We start from the raw sequence: 12,439 nt of genomic DNA on the forward strand, positions 1-12,439 counted from the left end.
TAATAATAATTTTCTGTTATTTATTGGCTTTGTTATTTACAGGCTCTGTGATTTATAAGTCTTGTTATTTATAGGCTTTAGCATTTGAAGGTGAGTATGATTAATCCACTTTGGCTCAATACGTTTAAGACTCTGGTTGAAGTTGGACATTTCACCCAAACGGCAGATAAGTTGTATATGACACAACCTGGAGTCAGCCAACACATCAAGAAGCTTGAACAAGCTTGTAATTGTGACCTGCTCTCTCGAGAAAATAAGAGCTTCGAGCTGACCGAACAGGGTCGGATTATGTATCGCTACGCGCTCAAGCTAGAGAAAGACCAAGAAGATCTTTTTGAGTCTCTGAGTTTTGATAATCCTTATGCTGGACAATGTCACTTGTCTTGCTCTGGCTCACTCTCTTTGCGTCTGTATCCCAAGCTTCTTGAACTTCAACAGCAACACCAAGAGCTCAGCATTAACTTAGAAGCCGCTCCAAACAAAAAGATATTGAATGACCTAATCGAAGGCACGACCGATATCGGCATTGTTAGGCATTCCCCGAACGACAGCTACTACCAAAGCCAAGTCATCGGCAAAGAAGCACTGTGTCTTATTGTCCATCACAGCCTTGCTGATTTAGAGATAACGCCGCAAGTACTTCATGACATTGGCCTGATTGCGCACCCAGATTCTGCACACTATTTGTCTTTGTATTTCGACCTATGCGGAGATAAAGACTTAGCGAACATCAACGTGAATGAGATACCGAGATCTGGCTACATCAATCAGCTTCACCAGATCTTGCTACCCGTATCAAAAGGGTTAGGTTTTACCGTGTTACCGGCTGGTGCGGTTGAACACTTCCCAGATAGAGACAAGCTACACGTTGTGCCGCCAAAGGTAGAAGTTGAGGAAACGCTGTATTTGGTTCAAAAACGAAACCGAAAACTGCCGCACCGATACGATACGGTTGTTGAGCTAATCAAACAGAACGTGAGTGGTTAGTTCGGTATAGATAGACTTAAAGCCTTTAGCTAGCTCGTTATTTCGCTGTAAGAGCTAAAGGCTTTAATGTTGAAGTGATATTTATAAAAGACAACTACTCAGAAGCGCCAAGTCCCTCTTTGGCTCGTTCAAAGTCATAATTATCTAACGCACTTTGAACATCTTTGAGAACAACAGAATGTGGATACTGTGCCAGTAACTCAGTCACATATTGAGTTGCATCGTTATCATAAGCATCCAGCAGTGATAGCAACTGAGCATGCTGTTCTGACGTGATGCTCGGTGAATCAGAGATATCAGCAAGACTCGCATCGGCTTCTTCAGTACTTGTCGTATTGAATCCCTCAACACCAGACACATCAAAGCTTCTCTCAACTGCTTTAATCAGTTCGATTAACCTAAGTTCGCCTTGCTTAAGATCTTCTTCATCACACGCCTTGTTATGAGCTTTGCTTTCTAAATCACTGAGTAACTCTGCCAATCGCAATCCACCAATCGCAGCTGCCATGCTTTTTAAGGTATGTAGATTACGCTCTAACGTCTCCCATTCGCCTTGTACTAAGTTATCAAAAGCATCCGACATCATGTCTGGCGATCCTTGGCAGAACCTATCAAGCATTTTGGCTTGCAGCTGCACATCATGATAAGTCAGTTGCTCAAACCTCGACTGAGAGAAAACAGGCGGTTCTATGTGAGTATCGGAGTGTAATTCCGCACTCTCAACAGAATCACCTGCCTGGATCGCATCTGAAGACGTGTCTGATGGCGCTCGACCTTCAACTAATACCTCAGGAACAATGTAGCGAGTAATCAAAGACATCGCTTTATCAATAACAATTGGCTTATCCAAGAAGTCTGTGACGCCCGACGCCCTCGCTCGTTGTTTCGCATCAGCAAAAACATTGGCCGACATTGCAATAATCGGTACATCTGTATTGAATTCACGAATCAAACGGGTAGCTTCAAAGCCGTCCATAACCGGCATTTGAAGATCCATGAAGATTATTTCGTAGTCGTTGTTTTTAGCTAGCTCCAGCGCTTCCTTTCCGTTTTCAGCAAGATCGGCATTTAATTTAGAGCGACTGAAAAATGCTAAGGCGAGATCTTGGTTCAGCTCATTGTCTTCAACCAGTAGAACTCTTTGGCCTTTGAACTCTATCTGATAATCCAGTTGCAGCTCTTGGGCTTTGAAGTCGGCTAACGCATCCGAGCTTGATCGTGGCAATGTCAGCACAAAGGAGAACTCACTGCCTTGCCCGTAAACACTCTCCACCGTAATTTGACTGCCCATCGCATGCACTAATTTCTGGCTAATGTTGAGCCCAAGCCCTGTACCGCCAAACCGACGTGTTGTTGTGGTATCCGCTTGGCTAAAGGCTTCAAACAGCTTGTGACGGTTCTCATCCGATATGCCTATCCCGGTATCCATCACACTCACCTTCATGGTTAGACTGCTATCGTTCGAGTCAACATGCTCCACCGTTAACGCTACGCTGCCTTTTTCCGTAAACTTAATCGCGTTACCCACAAGGTTGAGTATGACTTGGAACAACCTCAAGGGATCGCCTTGCAATGGCGTGTCTAACTCTGGGTCGATGACCATCGACAAATTGAGTTGTTTCTCAGCCGCTTTCGACTCCATCAACTCAATCACATCTTTAAAGGTCGTTACGGGATCAAACGGGACGTTATCAATAACAAGTTGCCCTGCTTCTATCTTTGAAAAATCAAGGATGTCATTGATGATACCGAGTAACGAATGGCCAGAACGGTGCACTTTCTCGATGTAATTTCGAGCGACAGGGTTAGATATTTCGCCAATCGCCAGATAGGACAAGCCAATAATGGCGTTCATTGGGGTTCTTATCTCATGGCTCATATTGGCTAAGAATTCTGATTTAGCTTGGCTCGCCAAATCGGCTCTCTGTTTCTCTTCTTCCAATTGCTCGTTAAGGCGCTTCATTTCTGAAATATCGAATGCCCAAAATAGTGTGGCGACTTCCCCATCAATCTCAAAAAGATAGTAACTGACCAAAGCAACAAATCGGGTTCCATCAGATTTTCTGAGTACCAACTCCCTATTTTCAACTTTACCGTTAAGGTCGAGCTCTTTATGCACGCCATCACGAACGCTCAGCGAGTCATGGATAGCAGCGACGTCGATAGAAGACAACGCCTGATCTTCCACACCAAACAAACGTTTTGCCGTATCGTTCGCGTAACGAACCTCTTCTTCAAATACCACGCTGGCTGCAATTGGAGAGCTATTTAGCATGTTGTAGAGTTGCTTCTGCGCCTTTTCCAGAGCTTCGGTCGCTTCCTTAGCAATACTGATCTGCTTAGTTAATTTACGATTCCAGAAAATAATAAGAAGAAGGATCACCAGAGAAAAAACCGAAATGGTGTAAACCAATTGATAGTCAACTCTTTCTATCGCTTTAGGTGCCGCCCACTTTGCTGAGATCTTCTGGTGTTCTTCAGCCGAGATACTGCCTATCGCTTTGTTCACAATAGACAACAACAAAGGTTCAGACTTGATGACATGCAGAGTTGGCGACAGGAAGAAATCTAATCGGCCGATAATGCCAATCCCTCGATAGCCAAATGAATCGATTAAGTAAGTTAGGACGTCAACGGTATCAATCATCGCATCAAACTCACCCGACTCGACGAGCTCTAAGCCGTCATTAGTCGAGGACACCATCGCCCAGTTGATCTCAGGGTAACTATCCACGATAGCTCCTGTGTTGGCTCCCCCCTCTAAAATACCGATTTTCCATCCGGCAGCTTCTTCTAAGACAAGGCTATTCACATCTCGTCTTGAGGCAATGGCCAAGCGACTAGAAAATAACGGTTTACCCGCCTTCACGCTCTCGCTAAGTGAACGATTCTCCACAGCGGCCGAGACAAGGTGCACTTTTCTATGGTCAACGAGACGTCGAGTCTCCTGCCAACTGCCGACATCAACATGTTCCAAGCGTAAACCTGTTTTCTGTTCGATCAGCTTTAGGTAATCATCGATCATGCCGATGTATTCCCCTTTGCTAGATACGGCCTCATAAGGCAAAGAGTTAGGATCAATACCGATCTTTAATACTGGATGAGACTTTATCCACTGACGTTCATTTTGACTAAGATTAAGAAGTTCACCGGCTAAACTGTTTGATTGATAAATATCTGAAATATAGCGTTTTGCACCATCTCCGAATGAATTGAACTGCTCAATGGCTGGGAAATAAACATAGCTCCCTTCCACGGAATCCACATCGAAATAGAAGGTCATAAACCCAGCATTGGTGCTGCCCGTCTTCGTTTTATAACCAGCGCCTTTCGTCACGGATGACAATTTAGAGGTGTTTTTCTTGTCCAATGATGACGTTGATACATCTCCTAGAAACCAAGATTCAAGCGGTCGCTTATTATTATCAGCCAGTGCCGAAATCACCGTAAAGGTATTATCTGCGTCAAATATGTCAAAAATCTTAGGCAATTCGTCAAAGCGATCATTGACGATAAAGTACGCTGAGATTTGAGCAATAATATCGGCCTTCTTCAGAACCGGAGTCAGATCGTTCTTAACTTGTCTTCTAAGAATCGGTTCAAAATCACCGCCTTCCTTCTTGAGGTTTGCCAATGCGGCATTAAAGCGATCTCTTAGTTCAGATCCCCTGAAATCCACGTAGATGGGATAGCTGACTTTATAATCCTCATGAAGCTGAATCTCGCGCATTTCAATAAACCGGGTATTGGTGACAAACCAGGTTAACACGCGCCTTTCCACCATCAGGAGATCAACATTTTGAGCTCTCAGTTGGGAAAACGCCGACTCTAAGCTGTCGAGATCATCTATCCGATCAATGCTCAATTGGCTTTCCAGCACTTCTACGGAGTTTTTAATCGGCGATGTTTCATCGAACAGCAAAGCACCCAATGACAAATTTTTTGCCGACTTCAAATCCAGCTTACGCCTCTTTAATGACACTGGCACAAAATCAACATCCATCACCTTGTCACTGACAAAGTGCAATGAAGAATCATCAAGTTGAACACCAGAAACAAATGATATTGAGTTGTTGTTATCGATAGCTTGACGAGCTGCAGTACGAGGTAAAGTGACAACGTCACCCAATCGATACCCCATATCGTTCAAAGCCCTTTGCATAATGTCATGCTCTAAGCCAACAGAAGTACTGTCTGGATACATGTAAGGTGGGTTGCCGAATCCAAATACACCTTTAATGGGAGAGCGATAAGGCGAGTCATCTAACCATTTAGATAAAATACGGTTCTTTTTACCGATATCAAACGTTGCAATCTGTTGATTCAATAAGTTAAGCAACTCATTGTCGTTTGAACGAATAACCATGGCTGCTTTGATGTTCTTCCAGCGATCAAGTACATGGTTGACCGCTAAATTCTCTACTCCGCTTTTATGAGCAAGATCCATGGTGGTTACAGGCTCAGCCAGTAAGCCATCAACCGACCCATCTTCTAATGCACGAATAGCATCAATGGCCGTATCGAACTCAACTCTCTCAATCGAACTAAGCTGCACGCCAGATCGCTCAAGGTCGATGCTTTCACGAACCATGGCAATTCGTCTCTTGGCCTCTTGCTCAATTTTATTGTTGAGGTGGTCATCGGTAGGAAGAATAACAGCAATTTGGTACGAGATATAAGGATCGGTTTGAAGGAAACGACCTCCTTCGCTGGGATCAAACTGTTGAAACGGAAACACATCGCCTTTCCCGTCTAACAAAGCTTGCTTTGCTTCAGCGTGAGAATCTACGCTGATGAAGTTGGTTTTTACGTTGAAACGCTCTTCAAGATCGTACGCCCAATCTCGAATAATCCCGTCTACTTTTCCGTCATCACCAATAAATGAGTAAGGATAATGACTGGATAGCGCAACAAACGTGATTTCACGATCAGGATCTTGCCATAGGTTTGATTGTCGCTCTGGAGCCTCCTCTGCGTTAACGCTAGCGGCACGAACAGCGAAGAAAACAAACAAAATTATGGCGATGACATAACGCTTACCCCACTTCCCCCCCTTATCCCACTTACCCCAGAGGTCACTCATCTTTGAACTTCTCTTTAATCTCTAGAATCTCAGGCAATTTAATGAAAAACAGATCAACGATAGTCGGGTCAAAATGCTTACCTTTCTGCTCAGTGATTAAGGCCAAAGCATCTTCGACACTCCAAGCTTTTTTATAAGGGCGCTCTGCCGTCAGTGCATCAAACACATCTGCCACAGCAGCGATTCTGCCAACCAGTGGGATGTCTTCCCCTGCAACTTGACTCGGGTAACCGGAACCGTCCCATTTCTCATGGTGATACTGCGCCACTTGAATCGCCATGCGCATCAGTTTTGAATCACTTTGCTGGCCTAAAATCTCCACACCATACTCGACATGTTTCTGCATGATCGCCCACTCTTCCGCATCGAGTTTACCGGGCTTCAGTAACACGTTATCAGGGATGCCTATCTTACCAATATCGTGCATTGGCGCCGCGTCTCGGAGCGTTTCGGCATCTTCGTCAGTCATACCTAGCGCCTTGCCCAACACCTCACAGTAGTGGCTCATGCGCTTAACGTGCATACCCGTTTCGTTGTCTTTAAATTCCGCTGCTCGACCTAAGATATTGAGGGTCTCAAGTTTACCTAGGTTGATCTCGACGGTTTTGTCTTTCACTTGATGGAACAGTGCTCGTTGTTGGTCATACAACGCGATGTGGGTCTTGACACGCTGGAGTGCGATTTCAGGCGTGATCGGTTTCGTTAGGTAATCGACAGCGCCTAAAGACAAGCCTTTCACTTCGGCTTCTGGACCAATTTTGGCGGTCACGAAAATGATAGGAATGTGAGCCGTATTCGGCTGAGCTTTAAGTTGGCGGCACACCTCGTAACCGTCAATGTCAGGCATCATGATATCAAGGAGGATAAGGTCTGGCTGCGGCACCATCTTCGCAATCTTGATACCAATTGTGCCGTTAATCGCTACTTTCACTTGATAAGTATCTTTGAGTATTGCCGTTAACACATCCAAGTTACTTGGGGTGTCATCCACGACTAACACTATGGGTTTCCGACTCATTGATACCTCGTATACAAATCAAACAGTTATAACCATAGTGTAGATGGGTTTTCGCACCTCTCAATATCAAAATGACAAATGTTTGTTAAAAATGAAGGATAGATCTTCGAGTGACATCAAATTAACACCTTGAATGGGTAAGATGTCAAAAACTCGACGGGAATTAGCTTATAAAACAATGAACTACATACGCATCTATTATCACATCACCTAAACACCCCCGAAGAAAATAACTATTGCGGCCTACTGTTAGTCGCTCTTTCACCAGCAAGACCTGAAGTGAATAATCAATCGTTGAACATGATGACAGCTCGCCGAACTGGATCGCATGAACAGATGCAAAAATGACTATCCAGTGGCCTGGTTCACATCAAATTCAATCTGTTTCACTTCGTAAAGAACAACGGAATTAGCCCCGATTCTGTGAAGTTTTCTTATCAGAATAAATCCATTCAGATAAACCTTTTCTATTTATATCGATTTAAAAATCACTTTAATAAAAGTGAAATATTCAGTTCATAACCTCCCCTTCGACAACTTAATAAGTCTAGTCATATTTTACTGAGCTTGAATAATCACAATGTTTTACTTGAACACTAAAACCCTTTATTCAAACACCGACATTATTCGAATGAATAATAGATTAACTGGAGATATACCGTGAAATTGATTAAATCTACACTATTGTCGTCTTTATTGGTTGCGGCAACTTTCAACGTTTCTGCAAACACGACGATCAATGGTGCAGGTGCCACCTTCCCTCATCCAATCTACGCAAAGTGGGCTGAGCAATACCAACAAGCAACTGGTATTCAAATCAACTACCAAGCGATTGGTTCGGGCGGCGGCATTCGTCAAATCACAGCTAAAACCGTTGATTTCGGTGCAACAGATGCACCACTAACAATTGATGAACTCAACAAGGAAGAGATGATTCAGTTCCCAATGGTGATGGGCGCAATCGTACCGGTTGTAAACATCCCTGGCATTGAAGCAGGTGAAATGAAGCTAACAGGTGAGCTGCTTGCAGATATCTACCTAGGCAAAATTGACAATTGGAATAATGAGCAAATCGTTGCATTAAACAGCGACCTTACTATTCCTTCTCAGCCGATTTACGTTGTCCACCGTTCAGATGGTTCTGGCACAACTTTCAACTTTACTGAGTACCTTGCTCAAGTAAACGATGATTGGAAAAACCAAGTTGGTGTTGGTAAAGACATCACGTGGCCACGTCAGGCAACAACCATCGGCGGTAATGGTAATGCAGGTGTAGCTAACTTCGTGAGCCGCACTCGTGGCGCGATCGGCTACGTAGAGTACGCATTCGCGAAGCAAAATGACCTAACTCATACGCAAATGGACAGTGCAGAAGGTAAATTCTTGCAGCCAACGATGGAGACGTTCCAATCGGCAGCAGCAAATGGTGACTGGGCAAGCGCTCCTGGCTACCACCTTCTACTGAACAACCAACCAGGTGCTGACTCTTGGCCAATGACGGCGGCAACTTTTATCTTGATGCATAAAGATCAAAAAGACGCAGCCAAAGCTCAAGAGATCATTAACTTCTTCAATTGGAGTTATGAGAATGGCGCTGATGCCGCTGAAGAGTTGGATTACATTCCAATGCCTAAAGCGGTCACTAAGATGGTAAATGACACTTGGTCACAAGAGCTAACTACCGATGGCAAAGCCATTCTTAATTAATCGATGAATTCGTTCATTGAAACTAATATCAACTTTTAATTGAGACCCAATACCGCTAGTTGTGATTTTTATTGAATATATCTTCTTTGGAAGAGCTTCTTTTGAATAGCCACTAGCGGTATTTATCTTACCTATGAATAAAACAATGACTATTAAAAGATTAGATGGTGATTCAATTTTTGAAAAATTGAGTTTTACTTCTTCTATTCTTATTTTTATTGCACTAACTGGCATTATCATTTCTTTAATTGATGGCGGTTGGAAAGCATTTTCTGAATTTGGCCCTGGCTTTGTTTTCAACAATGTCTGGGATCCGATTAATAGTAACTTCGGTGCAGCCTCTGCTATTTACGGCACACTGGTTACTTCCTTCATCGCAATATGTATAGCGGTTCCAGTTGCCTTAGGCACTGCAATCTTTTTAGCAGAATTAGCACCCAAGTGGATCAGCAGCCCTGTGAGCAAGGCTATTGAACTATTAGCAGCAATTCCGAGCATCATTTACGGCATGTGGGGCTTGTTTGTCTTCGCACCTTGGTTCTCTGAAGGCTTCCAGATGTGGGCTCTAACGAACTTATCTGGCATCCCGATTCTTGGTACTTGGTTTAGCGGCCCGCCAATCGGTATCGGCCTACTGAGTGCAGGCATCATCTTGTCGTTTATGATCTTACCTATCATGACGGCGCTAACCCGTGATGCACTTCGCTCAATACCAGATGTTTTACGTGAAGCCGCATACGGTGTCGGTGCTACGCCATTCGAAGTCATCACTAAAGTGTTGCTTCCTAAAGTAAAAAGCGCAGTAGCAAGCGCAGGTATCTTAGGTTTAGGACGTGCATTGGGTGAAACCATGGCGGTGGCCTTTGTTATTGGTGGTGCAAACCGTATTGAAACTTCACTGTTTATGCCTGCAAGTTCTATTTCATCTACGATTGCTCAGCAATTTAATGAAGCGACAAATGAAGTTCACATCTCTTCGCTAATCGCGCTAGGCCTTGTGTTATTTGCGATCACTTTCATTGTTATGGGCGCTGCCCGTTTCCTTTTGAAAAGAGGTAGAGCATGAATCTAAGAAAGTTTAAAAATGGCCTATTCTATGCGTTCTGCATTGCTGCAACCGCAACGGGTCTTATCGTACTCTCGAGCATTCTTTACACCCTAATCGGAGAAGGCATCAAGGGGCTGAAATGGAGTCTGTTTACTGAACTAACTCCAGCTCCGGGCAGTGAAGGCGGCTTGAAAAATGCGATTTATGGCAGCTTGATTCTAACTGGTATGGGCATCGCGATTGCAGCTCCGCTTGGTGTGTTGGCTGGTACTTGGCTATCTGAAGCACCTAAAGAGAACAAAACAGCTGAAACACTACGCTTTCTTAACGGTATGTTAGTGAGCGCACCTTCTATTTTGGTTGGCTTGTTCATCTACGCGGTGATTGTGGTTCCAATGGGTTCTTACTCAGCATGGGCTGGAGCAATCGCGTTAGCTATTCTGGCTTTGCCTGTGATCATCTCTTCAACAGAAGAAATGTTAAGACTGGTGCCACCAACGCTAAAAGAGGCTGGTAGTGGTTTGGGCGCTCCAAAATGGCGTGTGATTACTAAGCTCAGCTACCGCGCTGCAGGCCCAGGCATTGTAACGGCTATTTTGTTGTCGGTTGCTCGAATCTCAGGAGAGACGGCTCCCCTGCTATTCACGGCGCTAAACAGTAGCTTCATGACCACAGACATGGGTGCGCCAATGGCGAACCTACCAGTGACCATTTATCAATTTGCGATGAGTCCTTATTCATCGTGGCAAGAATTAGCGTGGGCAGGTGCCCTACTGATTACTTCATTCATTCTATTTATCAACATCCTAGCGACAAGCTTGCCTAAATACCTGAAAGCGAGAAAAGCATAATGACTGCAATGACTAACTCATTAGTAAACGACAACTCTTTCTCAAAAGGTCTTGATACCCTGTCTACTGAGGCAACCAATGACCAAGCAATGACTTGTCGCATGCAAATTGAAGACCTGAGCTTCTTCTACAATAAGAATCTGCCAGCGTCGTTAAAGAACATCACCATGCCGATTTACAACAACAAGGTGACGGCACTGATCGGCCCTTCGGGTTGTGGTAAATCAACGCTATTGAGAACCATGAATCGCATCTACGATTTGTACCGAACTCAATATGCAGAAGGCGATATCCTGCTTGATGACGAAAGCATTCTAGGTTCGATTGACCTCAATGAACTTCGCTCAAAAGTCGGCATGGTTTTCCAAAAGCCTACCCCGTTCCCAATGTCTATCTACGAGAACATGGCCTTTGGTCTGAAACTTAAAGGTGGTTTTAGCAAGGATGAAATCGATACTCAAATCGAGAAAGCACTTAAGCGTGCACATCTATGGGAAGAAGTGAAAGACAAGATGAACGCGGATGCTATGGGCTTGTCGGGTGGACAACAGCAACGCTTGTGTATCGCACGTACTATCGCTTTGCAACCTGAGGTGATCCTAATGGATGAACCGACGTCTGCACTCGACCCGATTGCGACTGCTGCGATTGAGGAGCTGATTACCGAGCTTCGTGAGAAGTACACCATCGTTATCGTGACTCACAACATGCAGCAAGCGATGCGTATTTCTGACCACACCGGCTTTATGTATCTTGGCGAGTTAATCGAGTTTGGTGAAACCGAGCAGATATTCAAAGCGCCAAAGCATGACCGCACGCAGCGTTATATTTCTGGTGATTTCGGCTAACTGAGTCTTCAGCAACTAAAATGCACTCGCAAAAGAACCAATAGCGAAAAAAAAAAGAGCTCCCATATGTGGGAGCTCTTTTCATTCAACGGCTAGAAAACAAAACAACCGAGTTATTCAGTAATCTAACGACCAGAGTAATACATACAGATTCGAACGCCATCGAACTCACGAATCTCAAATGGGATCTCGTAGATCGATTCCATTACTGATTTTTCAACCACTTCCGAAACCTTACCCGACTTAACCACTTTACCTTTCTTCATCGCGACAATGTTATCCGAGTAGCAAGAAGCAAAGTTGATGTCGTGAATCACGATCACCACCGCTTTATTGAACTCATGCGCCAAACGACGCAGCGTCTGCATGATTTCAACAGAGTGTTTAATATCAAGGTTATTTAGAGGCTCATCTAAGAACACATAATCCGTATCTTGCGCCACAACCATCGCGATAAACGCCATTTGACGCTGACCGCCACTCAATTCATCAAGGTATTTATTTTGGATGTCGGTAATGCCAAGGTGCTCCAATGCTGTGTCGACTATCTTATGATCTTCGTCTTTCAAGCGACCTTGAGAGTGTGGGAAGCGACCAAAACAGACCAACTCACGAATCGTAAATCGCATATTGATGTTGTTTGATTGTCTTAACACGGCAAGGTGCTTCGCTAGCTCTTTAGTATCCCACTCAGCCAGTAACTTATCGCCAATGACCACTTCACCCGCGTCGCTGTCGGTTAAGCGGCTCGCCATTGAAAGCAGTGTACTTTTACCCGCACCATTTGGGCCAATGATAGAAGTCACTTCGCCTTTCGGGAACATAGCACTGGCATCATCCACCACGAGTGACTTGCCATACTTCTTACTTAAACCTGTTAATTTAATCACTACTTAC

8 protein-coding genes are annotated in these 12,439 nt (G+C 44.3%); 5 read left to right on the forward strand and 3 right to left on the reverse strand.

What is annotated here, in order from left to right:
- The first annotated feature begins 96 nt into the window (after window positions 1-96).
- The gene (locus tag MSG34_RS00810) at window positions 97-987 is read left to right on the forward strand and encodes a LysR family transcriptional regulator (RefSeq protein ID WP_248336007.1); all 891 of its coding nucleotides are present in this window, start codon (window positions 97-99) and stop codon (window positions 985-987) included.
- Between the two features lie 94 nt (window positions 988-1,081).
- On the opposite strand, the gene MSG34_RS00815 is transcribed toward MSG34_RS00810, so the two are convergent.
- On the reverse strand, window positions 1,082-6,070 hold the full coding sequence (locus MSG34_RS00815) for a transporter substrate-binding domain-containing protein (RefSeq protein WP_248336008.1): 4,989 nt from the start codon (window positions 6,068-6,070) through the stop codon (window positions 1,082-1,084).
- Window positions 6,063-7,088 carry a two-component system response regulator gene (locus tag MSG34_RS00820; protein ID WP_048610920.1) on the reverse strand — a complete coding sequence of 342 codons (1,026 nt, stop codon included), beginning with the start codon at window positions 7,086-7,088 and terminating at the stop codon, window positions 6,063-6,065. The genes MSG34_RS00815 and MSG34_RS00820 overlap by 8 nt, the downstream gene beginning before the upstream one ends.
- A 660-nt stretch (window positions 7,089-7,748) precedes the next feature.
- Between MSG34_RS00820 and pstS the strand changes: the two genes are divergently transcribed.
- The 4 genes from pstS to pstB all read left to right on the forward strand — a co-directional run bounded on the left by pstS (window position 7,749) and on the right by pstB (window position 11,542).
- Window positions 7,749-8,795, forward strand: coding sequence for a phosphate ABC transporter substrate-binding protein PstS (gene pstS / locus MSG34_RS00825; protein ID WP_048606161.1), 1,047 nt, complete (start codon window positions 7,749-7,751; stop codon window positions 8,793-8,795).
- Window positions 8,796-8,940: 145 nt separating this feature from the next.
- Window positions 8,941-9,861 (forward strand): phosphate ABC transporter permease subunit PstC, encoded by a 921-nt coding sequence (gene pstC, locus MSG34_RS00830; RefSeq protein WP_197090247.1) that lies wholly within the window; start codon window positions 8,941-8,943, stop codon window positions 9,859-9,861.
- A complete protein-coding gene (gene pstA / locus MSG34_RS00835) occupies window positions 9,858-10,694 on the forward strand; it encodes a phosphate ABC transporter permease PstA (RefSeq protein ID WP_048606157.1) in 837 nt (278 codons plus the stop codon). Before pstC ends, pstA begins: the two co-directional genes overlap by 4 nt.
- The gene (gene pstB / locus MSG34_RS00840) at window positions 10,694-11,542 is read left to right on the forward strand and encodes a phosphate ABC transporter ATP-binding protein PstB (protein ID WP_048606155.1); all 849 of its coding nucleotides are present in this window, start codon (window positions 10,694-10,696) and stop codon (window positions 11,540-11,542) included. Before pstA ends, pstB begins: the two co-directional genes overlap by 1 nt.
- A gap of 125 nt (window positions 11,543-11,667) precedes the next feature.
- Here the strand turns inward: pstB and MSG34_RS00845 are convergent, their stop codons facing one another.
- On the reverse strand, window positions 11,668-12,432 hold the full coding sequence (locus tag MSG34_RS00845; protein ID WP_017061894.1) for an ATP-binding cassette domain-containing protein: 765 nt from the start codon (window positions 12,430-12,432) through the stop codon (window positions 11,668-11,670).
- Window positions 12,433-12,439 lie beyond the last annotated feature (7 nt).

The sequence above is a fragment of the Vibrio sp. 1CM2L genome (genome assembly GCF_023161695.1).
In the GTDB taxonomy this organism is placed as follows: Bacteria; Pseudomonadota; Gammaproteobacteria; order Enterobacterales; family Vibrionaceae; genus Vibrio; species Vibrio coralliirubri.

Coding starts and splice junctions, on each gene's coding strand:
- MSG34_RS00815 (WP_248336008.1), bottom strand. CDS start 6,070: ATGAGTGACCTCTGGGGTAAGTGGGATAAGGGGGGGAAGTGGGGTAAG.
- MSG34_RS00820 (WP_048610920.1), bottom strand. CDS start 7,088: ATGAGTCGGAAACCCATAGTGTTAGTCGTGGATGACACCCCAAGTAAC.
- pstB (WP_048606155.1), top strand. CDS start 10,694: ATGACTGCAATGACTAACTCATTAGTAAACGACAACTCTTTCTCAAAA.
- pstC (WP_197090247.1), top strand. CDS start 8,941: ATGACTATTAAAAGATTAGATGGTGATTCAATTTTTGAAAAATTGAGT.
- pstA (WP_048606157.1), top strand. CDS start 9,858: ATGAATCTAAGAAAGTTTAAAAATGGCCTATTCTATGCGTTCTGCATT.
- MSG34_RS00810 (WP_248336007.1), top strand. CDS start 97: ATGATTAATCCACTTTGGCTCAATACGTTTAAGACTCTGGTTGAAGTT.